The sequence below is a fragment of the Desulfuromonas sp. TF genome (assembly GCF_000472285.1).
Taxonomy (GTDB): domain Bacteria; phylum Desulfobacterota; class Desulfuromonadia; order Desulfuromonadales; family ATBO01; genus ATBO01.
This window is the reverse complement of the sequence record NZ_KI421421.1, coordinates 66,813-84,306: the sequence shown is the minus strand read 5'-3', so window position 1 is coordinate 84,306 and position 17,494 is coordinate 66,813. Positions and strand designations below refer to the sequence as shown.

The 17,494-nt window shown below is 58.0% G+C and carries 19 protein-coding genes; 8 read left to right on the top strand and 11 right to left on the bottom strand.

Going from position 1 to position 17,494, the window contains the following annotated elements; all coding sequences use genetic code 11:
- Nucleotides 1-165: 165 nt before the first annotated feature.
- The 6 genes from DTF_RS0111600 to DTF_RS0111575 all read right to left on the bottom strand — a co-directional run bounded on the left by DTF_RS0111600 (nt 166) and on the right by DTF_RS0111575 (nt 6,170).
- Nucleotides 166-669 carry a rhodanese-like domain-containing protein gene (locus DTF_RS0111600; RefSeq protein WP_027715461.1) on the bottom strand — a complete coding sequence of 168 codons (504 nt, stop codon included), beginning with the start codon at nt 667-669 and terminating at the stop codon, nt 166-168.
- Nucleotides 670-729: 60 nt separating this feature from the next.
- Nucleotides 730-1,182 carry a DoxX family protein gene (locus DTF_RS0111595; protein ID WP_035056933.1) on the bottom strand — a complete coding sequence of 151 codons (453 nt, stop codon included), beginning with the start codon at nt 1,180-1,182 and terminating at the stop codon, nt 730-732.
- A gap of 872 nt (nt 1,183-2,054) precedes the next feature.
- Nucleotides 2,055-3,374 carry a type II toxin-antitoxin system HipA family toxin gene (locus DTF_RS0111590; protein WP_027715459.1) on the bottom strand — a complete coding sequence of 440 codons (1,320 nt, stop codon included), beginning with the start codon at nt 3,372-3,374 and terminating at the stop codon, nt 2,055-2,057.
- Nucleotides 3,374-3,625 carry a helix-turn-helix transcriptional regulator gene (locus DTF_RS0111585; RefSeq protein WP_027715458.1) on the bottom strand — a complete coding sequence of 84 codons (252 nt, stop codon included), beginning with the start codon at nt 3,623-3,625 and terminating at the stop codon, nt 3,374-3,376. The genes DTF_RS0111590 and DTF_RS0111585 overlap by 1 nt, the downstream gene beginning before the upstream one ends.
- Before the next feature lie 423 nt (nt 3,626-4,048).
- On the bottom strand, nt 4,049-5,605 hold the full coding sequence (locus DTF_RS0111580; RefSeq protein WP_027715457.1) for a Ppx/GppA phosphatase family protein: 1,557 nt from the start codon (nt 5,603-5,605) through the stop codon (nt 4,049-4,051).
- 43 nt (nt 5,606-5,648) lie between these two features.
- The gene (locus DTF_RS0111575) at nt 5,649-6,170 is read right to left on the bottom strand and encodes a helix-hairpin-helix domain-containing protein (RefSeq protein WP_027715456.1); all 522 of its coding nucleotides are present in this window, start codon (nt 6,168-6,170) and stop codon (nt 5,649-5,651) included.
- Between the two features lie 280 nt (nt 6,171-6,450).
- Here DTF_RS0111575 and ppk1 point away from each other — a divergent pair, with 280 nt between their 5' ends.
- From ppk1 to DTF_RS0111550, 5 genes are read left to right on the top strand one after another with little or no spacing between them, the layout of a single operon-like run.
- Nucleotides 6,451-8,721, top strand: coding sequence for a polyphosphate kinase 1 (gene ppk1, locus DTF_RS0111570; RefSeq protein ID WP_081702931.1), 2,271 nt, complete (start codon nt 6,451-6,453; stop codon nt 8,719-8,721).
- A gap of 12 nt (nt 8,722-8,733) precedes the next feature.
- Nucleotides 8,734-9,888: a CHAD domain-containing protein gene (locus DTF_RS23215; protein WP_051361246.1), complete on the top strand. Its 1,155-nt coding sequence runs from the start codon at nt 8,734-8,736 to the stop codon at nt 9,886-9,888.
- A 42-nt stretch (nt 9,889-9,930) separates the two neighbouring features.
- Entirely contained in the window at nt 9,931-10,410 is a 480-nt protein-coding gene (locus DTF_RS0111560) for a CYTH domain-containing protein (protein ID WP_027715454.1), read from the top strand.
- Between the two features lie 4 nt (nt 10,411-10,414).
- The gene (locus DTF_RS23210; RefSeq protein WP_051361245.1) at nt 10,415-10,888 is read left to right on the top strand and encodes an NUDIX hydrolase; all 474 of its coding nucleotides are present in this window, start codon (nt 10,415-10,417) and stop codon (nt 10,886-10,888) included.
- Complete coding sequence (locus tag DTF_RS0111550) at nt 10,885-11,382, top strand: histidine phosphatase family protein (RefSeq protein ID WP_027715453.1); 498 nt, start codon at nt 10,885-10,887, stop codon at nt 11,380-11,382. Before DTF_RS23210 ends, DTF_RS0111550 begins: the two co-directional genes overlap by 4 nt.
- Nucleotides 11,383-11,465: 83 nt before the next feature.
- Here DTF_RS0111550 and DTF_RS0111545 read toward each other — a convergent pair whose 3' ends face one another.
- Together DTF_RS0111545 and DTF_RS0111540 are read right to left on the bottom strand one after the other, a co-directional pair.
- Entirely contained in the window at nt 11,466-11,642 is a 177-nt protein-coding gene (locus DTF_RS0111545; protein ID WP_027715452.1) for a MarR family transcriptional regulator, read from the bottom strand.
- A 56-nt stretch (nt 11,643-11,698) separates the two neighbouring features.
- Complete coding sequence (locus DTF_RS0111540) at nt 11,699-12,070, bottom strand: pyridoxamine 5'-phosphate oxidase family protein (protein ID WP_027715451.1); 372 nt, start codon at nt 12,068-12,070, stop codon at nt 11,699-11,701.
- A 161-nt stretch (nt 12,071-12,231) separates the two neighbouring features.
- Between DTF_RS0111540 and DTF_RS0111535 the strand changes: the two genes are divergently transcribed.
- Both DTF_RS0111535 and DTF_RS0111530 read left to right on the top strand, forming a co-directional pair.
- Nucleotides 12,232-13,623 carry a PLP-dependent aminotransferase family protein gene (locus DTF_RS0111535; RefSeq protein ID WP_027715450.1) on the top strand — a complete coding sequence of 464 codons (1,392 nt, stop codon included), beginning with the start codon at nt 12,232-12,234 and terminating at the stop codon, nt 13,621-13,623.
- 126 nt (nt 13,624-13,749) lie between these two features.
- Entirely contained in the window at nt 13,750-14,079 is a 330-nt protein-coding gene (locus DTF_RS0111530) for a winged helix-turn-helix domain-containing protein (protein ID WP_027715449.1), read from the top strand.
- A gap of 217 nt (nt 14,080-14,296) precedes the next feature.
- On the opposite strand, the gene DTF_RS0111525 is transcribed toward DTF_RS0111530, so the two are convergent.
- From DTF_RS0111525 to DTF_RS0111515, 3 genes are all read right to left on the bottom strand, one after another.
- Nucleotides 14,297-14,782 (bottom strand): VOC family protein, encoded by a 486-nt coding sequence (locus DTF_RS0111525; protein WP_027715448.1) that lies wholly within the window; start codon nt 14,780-14,782, stop codon nt 14,297-14,299.
- A 328-nt stretch (nt 14,783-15,110) separates the two neighbouring features.
- Entirely contained in the window at nt 15,111-15,578 is a 468-nt protein-coding gene (locus DTF_RS23205; RefSeq protein WP_051361244.1) for a VOC family protein, read from the bottom strand.
- Nucleotides 15,579-15,611: 33 nt separating this feature from the next.
- Nucleotides 15,612-16,208, bottom strand: coding sequence for a YceI family protein (locus DTF_RS0111515; RefSeq protein WP_027715447.1), 597 nt, complete (start codon nt 16,206-16,208; stop codon nt 15,612-15,614).
- A 133-nt stretch (nt 16,209-16,341) separates the two neighbouring features.
- Here DTF_RS0111515 and DTF_RS23200 point away from each other — a divergent pair, with 133 nt between their 5' ends.
- Nucleotides 16,342-17,250: a LysR family transcriptional regulator gene (locus DTF_RS23200; protein ID WP_051361243.1), complete on the top strand. Its 909-nt coding sequence runs from the start codon at nt 16,342-16,344 to the stop codon at nt 17,248-17,250.
- Nucleotides 17,251-17,494 lie beyond the last annotated feature (244 nt).

Sequence of the window (17,494 nt, the reverse complement as noted above, 5' to 3'; positions counted from 1 at the left end):
GCTCTTTCCTTTCGGACCTCCTTGTCTACCGTCCCGCTACCGAGACTGCGGGGGGAAGGTGTTCCGGCACCGCTGCCCAATGAGAAAGGGCCATCCGATCCGGCGATCATGATGGCCATGGCAGGTGTTATAAATGCAGCAAGGGGTTTCCCCCCTTTGCGCTGTCTATTTCACGCTTTTTACCGGATAGCCTGCCTGTTTCCAGGCGAGGATGCCGCCCGGGTGCCGGTAGACGTTAGTATATCCCAGGTTTTTCGCCCACATGGCGCCGTTGTGGCTGCGGGTACACTTGGTAAAGCCGCAGTAAAAAACGATCTGTCGGTTTTTGTCTGGGCCAAGGAGTTCCAGGAATTTCACCTTGGTGGAATCGTCTATTTCGGCCATTTCGGGAATGGGAAACTCAAAGGGAACCGCGCCTGGAATGTGGTTCTTTTTATAGCTGGCCTCATAGGGCATGGTATCGATGATGAGCATCGGCTTGCCGGTGTCGATCCAGTCTTTCAGCTCTTCGGTCGTCACGATTTGATAGCCCCCGCGCTCGACTTCCCGAGTGAAGGTGACAGCGGCCTTTTCCACCGTCAGGTTGTCTTTGAACCAGTCATTGGCGAAGGCGCCGGTCGCCGAAAACGCCACTAGCAGAACTGCAATAATCAGCATGATTTTCTTCATCGAAATATCCTCCTTGAATGGATGGTTAGGCCGTACCCGTTGGCACGGCAGGCAGCCGGATCACGGAAAAGAGATGCGCTGCCGCCAGAAGAGAAAAGCGGCGCCGGCAAGCATGAACAGATCGCGGACGATGGCAACCAGGATTCCATATCGATGGTGCACATCCTCCAGGGAGAAACAACCGCAGGGAACATCCATGCCGCTCCACCATACATAGCCAAGGACCGCCAGAAACACCAGCAGCAGCAGGCCGATGGTTTCAACACCGCCCCGAAGACCGAGCAGGGTGACAAGCCCGGCAAGAATCTCAATGATCGGCAGCAGCAAGGCTACCGGGTCGAGCCAGTTTGGCGGCAAAAGGCCGAACTTCTCGATCTGAATGGCAAAGGCGAGAGGATCGCTGAGCTTGAGAGCGCCCGCATACAAAAAAAGTCCGCCCAGTCCCCACCGCAAAAGGTGATAAAACCGCCTTGAGAAGACGATTCTCCTGATTTCGAATGGGTTCTTTTTCATGAGTTCTCCAGTAATCTGCCGAGAAAACTATAGGGGATTCTGCGTCGTTGGTCCAATAGAAAGATTTGAATTTGTTTATACATTGCATCGGAATTGCCGATGGGAGAGTCATTTTTCAACAGTAAAACAATGTGACTTATATTCTTCTCGCGGCAATCTTCAGAGTCTATGGCTCACGAAGGGCAAATGCAGTACCCTCTCCCCCTTATGTTTCCACTGTCCGGAAATTCTTGTCGCATTGGCTTCGGGCGGAAACCTGTACCTGTCAGTTCTCACATCTACTACTAAAAAGGACGCATTCGCGAACCGAGAAAGTGCCAAAGGAGCTGTTAGGGGTGATAAATTGATGGCTTACTGCTTTTATCCATTTTTGTTACTAACATTTTTAGATAAAGCCTGACCGCCTGCAATATCGTGGCAGACTGGGTTCGCGCACTCCTGCTTAGAGGATTTTGTGTTTTCAGCCCGACCTTTTCCTGTACTGCTACACGAGCGTTACATATGTAACGGGCAAAACCCAGCGACAGCAGAACCCAGGAGGCAGAAACGGGGGAAGGCACAAGAATTCATCCGCCAGAGGGGGGGAATGGACATCGTCCAGCGGAGTGGCACTTAGAGGCAGGAAGACGATCACTCAGAACATCAGCTTTTCGCCTGTGGAAGAGTAAAAAAAGTTCGAATAACGTCCAACGTGGGGAGCCAGCAAATTAAGCGGCCGATTTCCCATGTGAAATCGGCCGCTTTGCTATGCTCGGCTTTTCTCCGGGAAAACCGCCGGAACTAAATCTGAATAAAATTAAAGAACTTGAAAGTTCGAGTCCGACTTAGATGGTGTCATGAACTCCAGAGGCTTCTTCTCATCCGAAGCTCATCTAATGGCGGGAGCGGACGAGGCGGTCCCGCGCCTCCCTCATGCCATCCAGGATCGGTCCAGCCACATCGTCGGGGAAAGAACAGGGTAGCTGGTTCGTTGCTGTCTGGACCACTCCGTCCATCTTGTCCAGTAGGTCGCCGATGATGACCTCCATCTCTTCCTCGGGAAAGCGGTAGGCTTGAGCCGTCTCCAGCCAGTGACGATGCAGGATTCTGGCCCAGGCATAGTGCCGGTTCTTTCCCTTCAAGGCCATAGCCATCCTGAGATTGGCCTGGTCCAATTGCCGCTTGGCGACGAGGGGGTAGGCGGACACGATGTCATAGGCGGGAGTGAGCCGGAAGCCTCCCCTCGGAAGCAGGAAGATGCTGAAGTTCTTCGCGTGGCCGTCGATGGCGCCGAGCAGCCAGAACACGACCTGCGTGGCCATGAAGGTGCGCCGGTCGGCAAGTCCCTCACTGGACCCGAAGAGGAGTTCCATGATCCTCTCGATGCCGGGTCCGCCATCGCTTTCATATTTCAGGCCGGGGGGTACGCCCAGCGCCTGGCACATGTCCTCCTGGGGCAGGCGGATGATCCAGGAACGATCTTCGGCCCAGCGACGGTCGAACCGCTCTACCACCAACGCCTTGACGGTGTCGAAAATGGCGATCTCGGCGCTTGCAACCGGAATCCCGAAGGCCTTCAGGATCAGGTGGCAGAGCCACTCGTTCTCGACACTATCGCTCAGATCCATGTTGCTGTGTTCGATGCGGCCGATCGGCAGCTTGAAGATGTGGGTGGTCGGGGTGGCCCCCCGCGGCCGATGCCACCCCCCGTCCAGACGGAGCAGGGCCGTCTTCTCCTGCGCCCCCGCGATCGAGATGCGAAACTCGGTGTCCGCTCTCATGCCCAGGGGCATGGTCCTGTAGTTGCGCAACGTCTCTCCGATCTGCGCCTCCGTGAGCGGCTCCGCATCCACTCTGCGGACATCCATGGCGGCATCTTCCGGAAAGAGCTGTAGCGCGCCGACGCAGTCTCGGCCTATGTGCCACAAGAGATCGAAGCTCCTGTTCGTTCTCACGCCGAACCGGGCCTGGATGCGGTTCCTGATCGGCTGGCTGTCCGGCAGCAGGTTGTCGAAGAAGTTCTCGACCACCTCACCCGAGTGTTTCTGGCTGCTCAACGGCAAGGAGAGGGAGAGCGGGCGGCGGGCTTCGGAACCCAGCCACTCCTCGGCATAGGTCATCTCCAGCTTGCCGGCCGCATTCTGGAACAGTCTGCCCACCTTTTGGCCATTCATGTAGATGAGCATCTCTGCCGCCATCCGTTTGCGCCCCATTACCAGCGGTCTCCTTCGCTCTCGTCCAGCGGCTTCTGCCGCGGCTGAAGGATCAGCTCAAGGTCCAGGGTCGCCAACAGCCGGAAAAGCGTGTCTATGCGGGCGCTCGATTTCCCCCGCTCAATCTTCGACATCGAAGGCTGATCCAGACCCACCGACTTGGCCGCCTGCTGTTGGGTCATCCCCTTTTTTTTCCGGGCAGCCCGGAGCGCCTCCCCGAGGTGTTGGGTTGAAATGATCCTTTGATCCATATCGCCTCCTGTTGCGTGTATAGGTATTTAGCTATAAAACAGAAATATAGTCAATAGCCAATATGAATAAAAATAGGCCAAGGGCTATAAAAACGCAATATAGCCTTTAGCCTATAAGAAGCAAGCAGGTCTGGTAGCGAGAGATAAATGGCACTTGTCCCCAATGCGGGGCGCTCGCCTAAACCTCCTCTAGTGGGATACAGTCAGGCGGTGTCGCCCTGCGAGGGGTATTGTTCGGCCACAATAGAGTCGCCGAGCCGGGCGACAGCGGCTTTCTGCGAGTCTTCGTTTACATGTAGGTACCGGACGGTCATGGCAAGGGTCTTGTGGCCCAGCACTGGCCGGAGCTCTCGCTCTGCCTGCTGAATTGACGCAGGTCCGGATCATCGATGGTTAGGACGGTTTAGGTTTGCTGCGGCGGGTTCAAGGTTTACCCAAAGAGTCTTTCGCCGGCTCCTCCGTCAGCACGAGCTCGCAGCCGAAAGCGGCCTCGAACAGGTCGCCCTTGGCATGCCCGCCGTAAATCTCCACCGAGAGATCTTCGTCGCCGTGCAGGCGGATGGTGAAGCGGCCTTTGTCGAGAACGCACTCCAGATCCCGGACCTGGCCGCCGCGCCGGCGGTCGAGTCCGTCCGCCAGGCGCAGAATTCCCCCCAGTTTTTTCACCAGGTTCTGGTCCTCCGGGCTGAGATTGGCGAAATTCTCGTGCTTCTTCTTGGGCAGGCCCTTGCGGTGGTAGCGGGCCAGATTGGCGATCAACTCCTTTTCCCGGGGGGTGAAATCAAACAGGCTGGCATAGCGGATCAGATGGTAGGAGTGCTTGTGATGCATGGAATAGCTGATGAAATATCCGACATCATGCAGCACGCAGGCCGCCTCCAGCAGCTGCCGGGACCGCTCGTCCAGGGCGTGGGGCCCGGCCAGCCCGTCGAAGATGCGCAGGGCGAGCCTGGCGACCTGTTCGCCGTGATTCTCGTCCACATGACATGAGCGGGCGAAATCGCCCACCGAGGTCAGCCAGTCTCGCGGCTTGCGACGCCAGTTGAGAAACCCATGTTTGCGCAGGCTGCGCAGAATCAGCCCTTCGCGGATGCCGCGCTCGTTGACCTTGAGCACATTGGTGCCGGACAGACGCATCAACTCGGCCACCACCGCCACCCCGGCGACGATGATGTCGGCCCTGTCGGGACTGAGGCCCGGGACCGCCCGGCGCTCCTTGCAGCTCTTGCGCTGCAGCATGGCGAGCAGGTGGACCACCTCGGAATGGAGCACCTCGTAGCCGTGAACCGAGTCGTAGCGTTCCTTGCGCATGGCCATGGCCATGCCGCCGATGGAGGTCATGGTTCCGCCCGAGCCGATCAGGTACTGAACCGGAAATTCCCTCTCCCCCAGGGACCGCCCCATCTCCCGACGGATGTGCTTGCGCATCCTCGCGAAATCCTTGTCGGGGATGGGGTCCTTGGAAAGGAATTTCTCCGTGAGAAACACCGCCCCCAGTTCCAGCGAGGTGATCTCCTCGATATGACTCCCTACCGCCGAAACCACCTCAACACTGCCGCCGCCGATGTCAACCAGCAGGTAGCGGGCATTGGCCATGTCGAAATGATGCCAGGCGCTCAGAGCGGCCAGCTCGGCTTCTTCTGCGCCGTCGATGATCCGCACCCGCAGCCCGGTCTCGCTCTCGATGCCTGCAAGAAACTCCCGGCCGTTGCTCGCCTTGCGCACGGCGCTGGTGGCCACCGCTTCCACCACCTCCACCCCGAGGCCGGCGATGATCTTGCTCATGCGCGCCAGCGCCTCCCTGCCCCGTTCGGCCGCAGCCGGGGAGATGGCGCCGGTGCCTGAAAGCCCCTCGCCCAGGCGGACCATCGCCTTCTCGTCGTCGAGCACGCGGAAATCGCCGGTTTCAGTCACCTCGACAATGATGCAGCGGATGGAGTTGGTGCCGATGTCGATGGCCGCCAGGCGTTTGTTTTTCACGATCCCATCCTGTTTCCTGACCCATGAGAGGTGAGGGTAGAACTTAAATCCGCTTGAGGGGCTTGCGCGCCTTCTTGAGGCCCCGGGTCAGGCCCTTGATGCCGCCTTCCGCCATCCCGTCAAGCCTCTTGCCGGTCTTTGCGAGACTCTTCCGGGCCCGTTTGAAGTGGATCCCCTGAGCCTTATGCACTTTCTCAAGCCCCTTGAGCAGCTTGCCCGCTTCCATTTCGAGCCGATCTCCTTTTTTTCCGGAGAGCTTGTCCGATTTTCGCTCACGGATGTCCGCAACCAGTTCCTGAACCCGCTTCTGCAGGCGTTCCGAGGTCTCCCGCAGGGCGCGAAGCCGCTCATCGGGGCCTTCCTGGACTTCGCCGGCCAGTTCCCTCGCCTGTTCGAGAATCGAGGGGATCGCCCGCGGATTGAGCCCACGAATATTCCTCAAGCCTTCCTCACCCGCCTCAAGCACCTTGGCGAAGCTGTCCATCCCTCCCTCGACCAGGCGCTGTGCCAGGACCGAGCCCACCCCCTTGATCTGCTCCAGATTATTCTGAGCCGCTTTTTCCATGATCCTCTCCTCTCGGGCATTGGTCCGCCTGATGCTTTCCCTAATTATAGCGCAGGGATTCCTTTTATCGGTTTTAATCACGCCCCATAGTGCACGTTATCCATCCCATGTTAGATCCTTGTTAGTTTTCGAGACATCCGATCCTCAATGACCGATCCCGACCTAAACCTCACACAACCCTAACCGAAGCATCAAAGAATGTTTTTTTATCGTGAACAAAATAGCTTCATTATTTTTGTACTGAACAATCAGGAGAATAGCAGCAGGGGCGAATGCACAGATGACGAAAGTTGGATACAATATTTTAGATAACCTGGAGTCACACGAAAACGTCTCCCCCGGGGAGACGTTCCAGCAGTCTGATGCCGGAGTGCCGAAAAGCGCAAAAGGGAAGCCTGTGAAAACGGCCCGAAAAGAACCCGCACCGCCACCCACAGATCTTTCGTCCCCCGATCTCTACCTCAACCGGGAGCTGACCTGGCTGGCCTTCAACCAGCGCGTGCTTCATGAGGCTCTCGACGAACGCACCCCCCTGCTGGAAAGGATCAAGTTCACCGCCATTACCGGATCGAACCTGGACGAATTCTTCATGAAGCGCATCGGCGGCCTCAAGCAGCAGCAAGGGGCCAGGGTTCTGGAGCGGACCGTGGACGGCCGCACCCCCCAGGAGCAGATCGAGCAGTGCTATGCGATCATCCGCGAGCACCAGCGGGAAAAGCAGCGTCTGCTCAACCAACTCAAGAAGCAGCTGAAGAAGGAAGGGATCGCCATCCTCCCCTTTGAAGAACTCTCCGAGAAGGAGCGAAGACAGATTCGCGAGGACTATTCCCGGAACATCTTTCCACTGGTAACCCCCCAATCGATCGATCCGGCCCATCCCTTCCCCTTCATCTCCAACCTCTCCCTGAACCTGCTGGTGGCCCTGTGCTACCCGGAGGACAGGGAACTCTCGCTGGCCCGGGTCAAGGTGCCGATCAGTGCCGGAGCCCCGCGGCTGATGCGGATCGGTGAGGTGGACAGCTTCGTTCTGCTCGAGGAGGTCATGGCCAACAATCTGGACATGCTCTTTCCCGGTATGGAGGTGATCGGCTGGGAGCTGTTCCGGGTCACCCGCAACGCCAACACGGAGAGAAGTCAAGAGCACGCCGACGATCTGCTGGCACTGATCGAATCGGCCCTCCAGGAACGGAAGTTTGCTCCGATCGTCCGGCTGGAGGTCCAACCGGGAATGGATCCGGTGCGCCGTGGCCGGCTGGCCGCGGAACTCGAGTTGAACGAGGAACAGGATGTCTTCGAGGTCGAAGGGATGATGGGGATGCGCGACCTGCTTGAAATCGTCTCCCTCGACTATCCGCATCTCAGGTACCCCCCCCATCATCCCATCGACCACCCGGCCCTGCAGAGCGAACGGAGCATCTTTCATATCATCCGTGAAGCCGGCTCCATCCTGCTGCAGCACCCCTACGAGTCTTTCGCCACCTCGGTGGAGCGCTTTCTCCAGGAAGCGGCCACCGACCCGAAGGTGCGCGGCATCAAGATGACCCTATACCGGACATCGAGCCGAAGCCGCATCGTCGAAACCTTGATCCGCGCCGCCCAGAACGGCAAACAGGTGGCGGTGGTGGTGGAGCTGAAGGCGCGTTTCGACGAAGAGGCCAACATCCGGCTGGCGAGCCTCATGGAGGAAGCGGGGATCCACGTCACCTACGGCGTGATCGGCCTCAAGACCCACGCCAAGGTCATCCTGGTCCTCCGCCAGGACTACAACGGGCTGCGCCGTTACATGCATTTCGGCACCGGCAATTACAACAGCCTGACTTCACGGATCTACAGCGACATGGGGCTTTTGACCTGCGACGATGAGCTCGGCAACGACGCCACCGAACTGTTCAACTACCTGACCACCGGCTACACTCCCAAGCGCAACTATCGCAAGCTGCTTCCGGCGCCCAAGATTCTGAAGAAGGCGCTTCTGGAGAAGATCCAGAGGGAGACGGAACTGCACGGCGAAAAACAGCCCGGCCACATCCAGTTCAAGATGAACGCCCTCGAGGACGCCGACATCACACTCGCCCTTTACCAGGCCTCCATGGCCGGGGTCCGGGTGGACCTCCTCGTCCGCGACACCTGCCGGCTTCGTCCGGGTCTGCCCGGGCTGTCGGAAAACGTCCGGGTGATTTCCACCGTCGGACGGTTCCTGGAGCACTCCCGCCTCTTCTACTTCCGCAACGGCGGAAAGGAAGACTACCTGATAGGCTCGGCCGACGCCATGCAGCGCAATCTCGAGCACCGGGTCGAAGTGGTTGTGCCGGTGGAAGATCAGGTTCTGCGCCAGGATCTGAGGGCCTTTCTCGATATCCAGTGGAACGACTGCCGCAGCGCCTGGGAAATGCAGGCCGACGGCAGCTATATCCAGCGTCGTCCGGCGGAGAATCAGGAGGAGCGAACCTGCCACCAGCTGCTGGTGGAGCTGGCCGAAAAACGGAACAAGGACGTCACCCGGCTGAAAAAGCGCAAGGCCAAGGGTTTTGGCGGCCGCAACCTGCGCTGACGGTGAGTCGCCATGAACCATCCCCACCGATCCGTGAAGCACGAGCTGCAGCTGCATCCGGACGCGCCCGCGGGGGAAGCCGTCCGCCTCATCCTGCAGAACCTTCTGGAAGTGATGGAAGCCAACGAAGAGGGAACACTGTCCGCCGGCGATCCGGAGTTCCTGCATGATTTCCGGGTGGCGGTACGACGCACCCGGTCGGCCCTGAGCCAGATCAAGGAGGTGCTGTCCGGCCCGGTCCTGGAGCGCTTCCGCCCGGAGTTCGCCTGGCTCGGGGAGATCACCGGGCCGACTCGCGACCTGGACGTCTTCCTGCTTCGCCTGGACGCCTACCGGGGGAGTCTTCCGGCGGAGTTCCGCGATGCGCTGCAACCGCTCGGCCGCTTCCTGGAAGTCCGCCAGAGGGCGGAACAGAGCCGGCTCGCGGGGGAGCTGGGTTCCCTCCGCTACCGGCAGCTGAAGAAGGACTGGGCGAGCTTCCTCGCCGGGGCCGGCGCGCAGGAGGATCCGCCTGCGGCCGTGCGGCCGGTGGCCGAGATTGCCGCCAGGCGCATCAGCAAGGTCCTGCGCCGCGCCCTCCGGGAGGGCCGAGATATCGCAGAGGACTCCCCTCCGGAGGATCTGCACGAGCTGCGCAAGACCTGCAAAAAGCTCCGCTATCTGCTGGAGTTCTTTCAGAGCCTTTATCCGCCGCGGAAGATTGCCCCTCCGATCAGGGCCCTGAAGGGGCTGCAGGACAACCTGGGCGACTTCCAGGACCTCCAGGTGCAGTCAGGGGCGCTGGAAAGATTTGCCGAGCAGATGGCGGCGGAAGAAGAGGTCCCCCCCCGGACCCTGCTGACGATGGGGATGCTGATCGAAGGTCTGCAACACCGTCAGAGGATGGCCAGGAAAGAGTTCACCGACCAGTTCGCCACGTTTTCCCGAAAGAAAAACCTCCGGCTTTTCGAGGAGCTTTTCGCTGGCGCCGAACCTTCTGCAAAGGAGAAGCCAATGGGTGATTGCCTGAAAGGAAAATCGGAAGACAAGCCCAAGGAAGGTGCATATCAGTGCGACAAATGCGGAGCGGTTTCCGAGAAGAAAAAGCACCTGTGCAACCCCGAAAAGATGTCCAGCAAGGATGTCAGGAAAATCGAGAAGAAGGGCAAGAAGGCCAAGGGAAAATAAAGGCCTGCCGGACCTTGACCTGATCGGGAGAATGCTCCGACCATGCCAACCGAAATCGAACGCAAATTCCTGGTCGTCGGCGACAGCTGGCGCCGGGGAGCCACGGGGACCTTGTTCCGACAGGGTTACCTCTGCACAGATCCGGAGCGGACCGTGCGGGTGCGCCTGGCCGTCGAAAGGGGAACAATGACCATCAAGGGGAAGACCGAGGGGATCAGCCGCGCCGAGTTCGAGTACCCGATCCCTGCGGCCGAGGCCGCCGAGATGCTCGAGCGGCTCTGCCTGCGTCCGCTGATCGAAAAGATGCGCTACCGGGTGGAACATGCCGGAACGGTCTGGGAAATAGATGAATTCTTCGGGGACAATGAAGGTCTGATCCTGGCGGAAGTGGAGCTCCAATCACCAGGAGCTCAGTTTGAGCTTCCCCCTTGGGCTGGTCGGGAGGTTTCGGACGATCCCCGCTATTACAACGCCAGCCTGGTGCGGTTCCCATTTTCGAAGTGGCCGAAGACCGCGGGGTGAGCCCATGGAAACCCGTCCCTCCTGGTTCTATCGCCAATCGGGAGTTATCCCCTTCCGGCAGTTCGACGGCCGCCTGGAGGTGTTGCTGGTCACCAACCGGCGACGCAGGCGCTGGATCATCCCCAAGGGGATTATCGAACCCGGCCTGTCGGCCACTGAGTCCGCGGCACGGGAAGCCTGGGAGGAAGCCGGAGTCCTCGGCGCCATCCGCTCGTTTCCGGTCGGTGAATACCGTTATGCGAAATGGGGGGGAATCTGCACCGTGCAGGTCTTTCTGCTGCGCGTCGATGAGGTGCTGGGGAGTTGGCCGGAAGGGACGATCCGCGGCCGGGTATGGTTAAGCCCCCGGGAAGCGGCTGATCGGGTGCGGGAGGAGGAGCTGCGGCCGATGTTGCTGCGCCTCCCGGATCTGTTGATCCATTCCGGTGTTGAGCAGGACTGGACGCTCTTCAATGTTTTAAAGGAGGCCCCGGAATGAAACGCCTGACCCTGGTACGACACGCCAAATCGAGCTGGAAGGACCCCGCGCTGGCGGATTTCGATCGGCCTCTCAACAAGCGCGGCAAACGTGACGTGCCGCTGACGGGGCAACGGCTGGCCGCCCTCGGCCGGCGCCCCGAGCTGATCGTCTCCAGCCCCGCCAGGCGGGCGCGCAAGACCGCCGAACTGATCGGGCGGGAGCTTGGACTCGCCGATGACCGGCTGGTCCTGGAGGCGGCAATCTATGAGGCGGAGCCCGAGGCTCTGCTGGAAGTGGTGCGCGGCCTCGACGAGCGCTGGGAGCACGTGATGCTGATCGGCCACAACCCGGGGCTCACCGAATTCGGCAATCTGCTCGCCGACTGCGGTATCGAGAACATTCCAACGTGCGGCGCGCTCTGCCTCGATTTCGACATCGGGGACTGGAAAAGCCTCGGACCCGAATCCGGAACCGTGGTTTTCTACGACACGCCGAAAAATCCCGCTGGCTGACAAGCCGGCATCCGGCATTTTCCCCCTCAAGGTCATGTATTTCGGGAACCTTCCGGAAGAAGGATGGGCCGAGATTTTCTCACCTAGGCCGGTGTCCAATAACACCTCTTTGGCGAAATGATCTTTTCTTCCTTTTTTAACTGCTCCATCGCCTTGTCGACCTCTTTCCGGTCCAGCCCCCCAAGCTCGGCGATTTTGCCCGCATTAAGGGGTTGGCCTTCGGCACGCATCACTTCGAGAACCTTTTCCTTGATATCCATTGTTTTGCTCCTTGTGTTCGGGGAGTTAATCTTTGACTCCGACGGCTGACAACCAATTACCACGTCTGGGTGGCGGAGTCGATTGTGACGGCGAGAGTTGCCCGCAGCCAGCTGAATTTCGATTTCAAGAGATCGTAGTCGGGGCCGGATGCCACAAAAGCCGCTTTCCCCTTGATCAAAAAACCGGCTCCAGGTCCATGCAGGCCTTTGACTTTACTGCTGCCGAGGGTGATCAGCACGTCAGGATTGTGCTTGATGTTTTCTTCCGTTTTGTGCATGTAGCCGGCAGGGATCAGCATGCGGCCTTCAGGTGAGATGCGGATGTAGCTGTTCCAGGTATTGACCATGTGTGGCCCATCCTTGCCCAAGGTGGCGATCGCGACAACACCGTCTGTTTGTAGAATTTCTTGCAATTTTTCCGGGATCATACCATCTCCTGTCGTTAATGGGTTTCGTGCTTGGCGGACAGTGCCAGAGTATTTGATCTCTGGCCCCATAAAAAGGTACAGTTTTAGAAAAAAACATGGGGACAGATGGGTTTCCCCCCCGCCCGCGGTTCGAACAGTTTACCTTTGATTGAGATGAAGCCATGTTTATCCTGAACACCAACGACTCCACGCCGCTCTACCGGCAGCTCTACCAGCAGATTCGTGACCAGGTCCTGGCAGGAGAACTCCCTGCCCATTCCAGGCTCCCCTCGATTCGCGACATGGCCGTGGAGTTGGCAGCAAGCCGCAATACGGTCGAGGGAGCTTATCAGGAATTGTGCGCTGAGGGGTATCTCTACGGCAAGTCACGGAGCGGATACTTTGTCTCCGACATCGATCCGGAACTCGTCTCATCGACACAGCTTGTTCCACCGCAACAGGACCTTCGTCCTGGGCCAGCGGAGAGTTATCGCTACGATTTTCATCCCGCGCGCCTCGACCCGCAGAGCTTTCCCTCGTCTGCCTGGCGTAAATGCCTCATCGAATGCCTTCGGTCAGACAGCGGGACATTTTCCCGGTATAGCGAACCGCAGGGCGAATGGGGGTTGCGTCGCACTCTTCAATATTATCTGGAACGCTCACGGGGCGTGCGCTGCTCTCCCGACCAGATCGTGATCTGTTCGGGTCTGCAGCAGGGCCTGGACGTGGTTGCCCAGCTCATCAGGGAGCGGCACGTCTCTGTGGCGACCGAGAATCCCGGATATCATCTTCCCCGTGACCTCTTCCGCAACCATGGGTTCAAGGTCGTCCCTATCGGTATCGGCCCCGATGGACTCGATCTGGATGCACTTACGTCGAGCGCATGCACCGTTGCTTACATTACCCCGTCGCACCAGATGCCGCTCGGCCAGGTGATGCCCGTGGCCAACCGGTTGGAACTGATCTCCTGGGCAAAGAAAATGGAAGGACTGATCATAGAAGATGATTACGACAGTGAGCTTCGCTATGTCGGGCGGCCGATCTCCTCTCTTCAGGGCTTGTATCCCCAAGGCGACATCATCTACCAGGGGACTTTCTCCAAGGTTTTCTCGCCTGCGCTGCGATTGAGCTACATGGTCCTGCCCCGCACGCTGCTGCATGACTACCATCGGCTTTTCCGCAATTATCTCTGCCCGGTACCGCTGCTCATCCAAAGGGCGATGATCCTGTTCATGGAGCGGGGACACTGGGAGCAGCACCTCCGTCGTTGTCGGATCTATTATCGGAAGAAGCATGGAGCGATGCTGAAGGCCATCGAGCAATCTTTCGGATCGAGCGCCAGGGTGATCGGCCAGGGAGCGGGCCTCCATGTCGTGCTTGAATTGACCGACGGCCTGATCGATGAAGCCGGGCTGGTAGAGCGAGCAAAGCAAAAGGGTTGTCGACTATTGCCCGTTTCCGATTTCTACGCTTCGGGAAGTCCCGAGACGAATAAACTGTTGTTAGGGTTCGGGGGAGTCGATATGGATGATATCCCGCATGGAGTTCAAATCCTCTCGACTCTCATCAAATAACGCCATTCGGGGCTGGCCTTACAGCAAACATTCTGTTGCACAATCGGTAGTTCGTTGTATGATGACATCAAAAATAGGTCAAGAGACATCGTTTATAGGTCAATTGATCTGCATGTGAGGTCGAAAATGCTTGAAGCGCTGCTGGGATCGGGCAACAAGGAAAGGGTTCTCTTTTTCATCTACGCCCGGGATGAGGGGTATGCGCGGGAGATTGCCCGCTTTTTTGCCACCGATCTTGCTCCTATCCAGAAGCAGCTCGAAGGTTTGGAAAAAGGGGGAATTCTCGCCAGCAGGCTGGCAGGGCGGACCCGCCTCTATACCTTCGATCCGCGTTACCCGTTTTTGGACGAACTCAAGGCGTTGCTTGCCAAAGCCATCACTTTTTATCCCCCGGAGGAGCAGGAACGGCTTCTGATGGCGCGCCAACGGCCGCGTCGGGCGGGTAAACCGTTATGAAAACCATCTCCCGGATGAGCCTGGGTGCGTTGGCGGCCTACGTCTGTTCCCACTTGACGAAATTCCGGGGACGAAATTCCGGGGACAGTTTACTTGACGAAATTCCGGGGACAGTTTACTTAATTCAAAACAAAAGGCGGCCAATTGGCCGCCTTTGTGAGTTCGGCCATCCCGCATAGAATGCCTGCTGCGAGGTGCACACTTCCAAAATGCAGTCTTAACCGCGACGCGCGGCCTCGATCGTAGCGATATCGATCTTTCGCATCTCCATCATCGCATCGAACGCGCGCTTGGCTGCAGCCTCATCGGGATCGGTGACCGCCTGCGTCAGGGCGATCGGCGTAATCTGCCAGGACACGCCCCATTTGTCCTTGCACCAGCCGCACGCACTCTCCTGGCCGCCGTTGTTGACGATCGCGTTCCAGTAACGATCGGTCTCGGCCTGGTCAACGGTTGCGACCTGAAAAGAGAAGGCTTCGTCGTGCTTGAACGCGGGGCCGCCGTTGAGCCCGAGACAGGGAATGCCCATCACGGTAAACCAAACCGTTAACACATCCCCTTTCTTCCCGGAAGGGAAGTCTCCCGGGGCGCGGTATACCGCGCCGACGGACGAATCGGGAAAGGTCTCGGCGTAAAAACGCGCCGCGTCCTCGGCGTCGCCATCGTACCAAAGGCAAATCGTGTTCTTTGCTGGCTTGACCATGTCACTTCTCCATCAAAATGAGCCATCCGGGGGTGAAGTCAACGATGCGCTCGCAGTCCGCGAGCATTGGCTCTGCTGACATTTCCCTGTTAACATACTACCACTCCCTGAACACGAAAACCCGCCTGGCGACCTGGGCGGGTTTTCTCTTGGGATGCAGGATATCCGAGATTTAAGACGGCCCAACACAGAACAGAATGCAAGACAGCCCAACTTGTTACTTCCACAGTCAGCTCGGCGAACTTCGGTACGATATCCCCAAACAACATCTGTGCTCGTGTCTTCCCTTCATCGTAGCGGGAAGGACGTCACGGGAAGAAGCTCGTCTTCATTCAGGTTCAGGGCCGCCCCGATGAGAGCAATTTCTCAGTTGATTCTCTGAGAGGGGACGATCGATCCCCTCCCAGATGTCAACGCCATGCTCTGTGCCCCGGGTGTCCCAGTATACTTCGATGCCGTTACCGTCGGGGTCGCTGAAATAGAGGGCCCAACTGATGCGGTGGTCTATAGGGTAGACCGCCACTCCATCCGCTTTAAGTCTTTGGTACGTCCGTATCAGAGCCCTTCTGTCAGGGACTTCAAAGGCGACATGGTACAGGCCGACATCTTGACGATTTGGAGTGGCCGCGCTTTTCCCGACCGCCTGGAGAGCCAGTTCGTGGTGCATCTCCCCGGCAGACATGAAAACCAGGGTATCTTCCAGCCTCTCCGTAATCTTCATGCCGAGATATTTTCGGTAGAAAGCGGCCGATTGTTCCATGTCGCTTATTTTCAGGTGAACGTGGCCGATCTTCATTTCGACGCCTTTCCCTTCGTTTCGGCGCGATCCTCACGTCTTCTTGAGAACACCTTGAATCTCCAGGGTGATCGTCACGTCGTCGCCCACGACAAAGCCTCCGGTTTCCAGGGCCTTGTTCCAGTTGAGACCATAATCATGGCGATTGATCACCGTGCTTGCGGAGAACCCGGCACGTACGTTGCCCCAGGGGTCGGTGTTTGCGCCGCGGAAGCGACCTTTCAGGGCGACCTCTCTGGTGGTCCCGCGGATCGTCAGATCGCCGAAGACGGTGATGTCGTCGCCTGAACCTTCAACCTTTCTGCTGACAAAGGTCATGATGGGATGATTGGCAGCGTCAAAGAAGTCGGCGCTGCGCAGGTGGTCGTCCCGTTTGGCTTCCCGAGTATCGATCGAGGCGACCTTGATCGATGCCTTGGCAGATTTGAGCGTCTTGCCCGAAGCATCCGCCTCGATTTCACCTTCATACTCATCGAACGTTCCGCTGACTTTGAAGACTACGAGATGGTCGACGCTGAACTGTACCTGGGAATGAACCGGGTCGACCCCGTAAGTTGCCGCCGATGCCGCCTGCGCCGTGAGAATGAATGCAGCGAAGACAGCGAAAATGGGGGATAGTTTCCTGAACATGTGAACTCTCCTTTGTGTCGGTTTATGGTGAACTCTGATCCGAGAATAACAAGCCATTGTATAGAATAATAATATTTTTTATCATTACAGAACATAGATGCAATCTATAATGTGAAAGGTGAGGCGGTCGCCCATGACTCTTGAACAATTGAAAACCCTGGTCACCATCGCCGATGCGGGAGGCGTCCTTGCCGCGTCCGAAATCCTCCATAAAACCCAGCCGACAGTCAGTGTCGCCATCAGGAAGCTGGAAGAGGAGCTGGGCGTGCAGATACTCTCCCGTGACAGCTACCGGGCGACGCTGACCCCTGCTGGCGAATCCTTGTGTCAACAGGCCCGTCTGGTTCTCATTCAGAGCGAGAAATTTTCAGAGCTGGCAAAACACCTTGCTCAGGGCAATGAACCGGAAGTCCGCATTGCCATAGAGGCCAGTTGTCCGATGCCGCTCGTTTTGGAAATACTTTCTCGATGTGAAAAGAAATTTCCCGGGACGCAATTCAACCTCATGGGGGATACGCTGTGGGGCGCGCTGGAGAGACTTGAATCGGGCGAGGCTGATCTGGCGATCAGCCCGTGGTTTGAAGAAAATCCGGCATTCGAGACGCGTCCTTTGAGCACTTCCAGGCTTATCACCGTGGCCGCCCCACAATTCCTTGAGCGATTCGGCAAAGAGGTCCTGGACCTTTCAGATTTAACAGAGTCGGTGCAGGTCGTCGTCAGGGACAGCAGCCGCAATCCTCGCGAACAGAGCTTTGGGTTTATGGCAGAGGGCCGGCACTGGTATGTGACAGATCACCTGACAAAGAAGGAAATCCTTTTAGCCGGAATGGGGTGGGGCCGATTGCACGCGCACCTGATCGAAGAGGATCTTCGGACAGGCCGGTTGGTGCCATTGGTGATCCGAAATTACGCAAGGGTCATGGAAATAAAAATTTGTGTCGCACGGATGAGGGAGAAGCTGGTCGGACCCGTCGCGCAGGCTCTCTGGGAAGACTTCTCAAACAGCCCGCCTGAAATATGGCGTGGGCCGTTTGTCTTGTAACGGAATCACTTCCAATCACCATGATTGGTTTAAATGTACGGCAACGACATGGAGCCAAGAAAATCAAGGGCTTGCGACTGAATCTCGCAAGCCCTTTTTCACTCCAACTTCTGCCGACAAAGATCGCGTTCTGACGTATGCGATTTGTCCTCGGGAGAATCAGGACCTCGTATGATCAGGCGAGGTCGAAGCGATCAAGGTTCATCACCTTGGTCCAGGCCGCCACAAAGTCCTGGACAAACTT

What these genes read in the sequence shown, in the direction of transcription:
- DTF_RS0111600 (WP_027715461.1), bottom strand. Translation starts at nt 669, where the DNA reads ATGAAGAAAATCATGCTGATTATTGCAGTTCTGCTAGTGGCGTTTTCG.
- DTF_RS0111595 (WP_035056933.1), bottom strand. Translation starts at nt 1,182, where the DNA reads ATGAAAAAGAACCCATTCGAAATCAGGAGAATCGTCTTCTCAAGGCGG.
- DTF_RS0111590 (WP_027715459.1), bottom strand. Translation starts at nt 3,374, where the DNA reads ATGGGGCGCAAACGGATGGCGGCAGAGATGCTCATCTACATGAATGGC.
- DTF_RS0111585 (WP_027715458.1), bottom strand. Translation starts at nt 3,625, where the DNA reads ATGGATCAAAGGATCATTTCAACCCAACACCTCGGGGAGGCGCTCCGG.
- DTF_RS0111575 (WP_027715456.1), bottom strand. Translation starts at nt 6,170, where the DNA reads ATGGAAAAAGCGGCTCAGAATAATCTGGAGCAGATCAAGGGGGTGGGC.
- ppk1 (WP_081702931.1), top strand. Translation starts at nt 6,451, where the DNA reads ATGACGAAAGTTGGATACAATATTTTAGATAACCTGGAGTCACACGAA.
- DTF_RS23215 (WP_051361246.1), top strand. Translation starts at nt 8,734, where the DNA reads ATGAACCATCCCCACCGATCCGTGAAGCACGAGCTGCAGCTGCATCCG.
- DTF_RS0111560 (WP_027715454.1), top strand. Translation starts at nt 9,931, where the DNA reads ATGCCAACCGAAATCGAACGCAAATTCCTGGTCGTCGGCGACAGCTGG.
- DTF_RS23210 (WP_051361245.1), top strand. Translation starts at nt 10,415, where the DNA reads ATGGAAACCCGTCCCTCCTGGTTCTATCGCCAATCGGGAGTTATCCCC.
- DTF_RS0111550 (WP_027715453.1), top strand. Translation starts at nt 10,885, where the DNA reads ATGAAACGCCTGACCCTGGTACGACACGCCAAATCGAGCTGGAAGGAC.
- DTF_RS0111545 (WP_027715452.1), bottom strand. Translation starts at nt 11,642, where the DNA reads ATGGATATCAAGGAAAAGGTTCTCGAAGTGATGCGTGCCGAAGGCCAA.
- DTF_RS0111540 (WP_027715451.1), bottom strand. Translation starts at nt 12,070, where the DNA reads ATGATCCCGGAAAAATTGCAAGAAATTCTACAAACAGACGGTGTTGTC.
- DTF_RS0111535 (WP_027715450.1), top strand. Translation starts at nt 12,232, where the DNA reads ATGTTTATCCTGAACACCAACGACTCCACGCCGCTCTACCGGCAGCTC.
- DTF_RS0111530 (WP_027715449.1), top strand. Translation starts at nt 13,750, where the DNA reads ATGCTTGAAGCGCTGCTGGGATCGGGCAACAAGGAAAGGGTTCTCTTT.
- DTF_RS0111525 (WP_027715448.1), bottom strand. Translation starts at nt 14,782, where the DNA reads ATGGTCAAGCCAGCAAAGAACACGATTTGCCTTTGGTACGATGGCGAC.
- DTF_RS23205 (WP_051361244.1), bottom strand. Translation starts at nt 15,578, where the DNA reads ATGAAGATCGGCCACGTTCACCTGAAAATAAGCGACATGGAACAATCG.
- DTF_RS0111515 (WP_027715447.1), bottom strand. Translation starts at nt 16,208, where the DNA reads ATGTTCAGGAAACTATCCCCCATTTTCGCTGTCTTCGCTGCATTCATT.
- DTF_RS23200 (WP_051361243.1), top strand. Translation starts at nt 16,342, where the DNA reads ATGACTCTTGAACAATTGAAAACCCTGGTCACCATCGCCGATGCGGGA.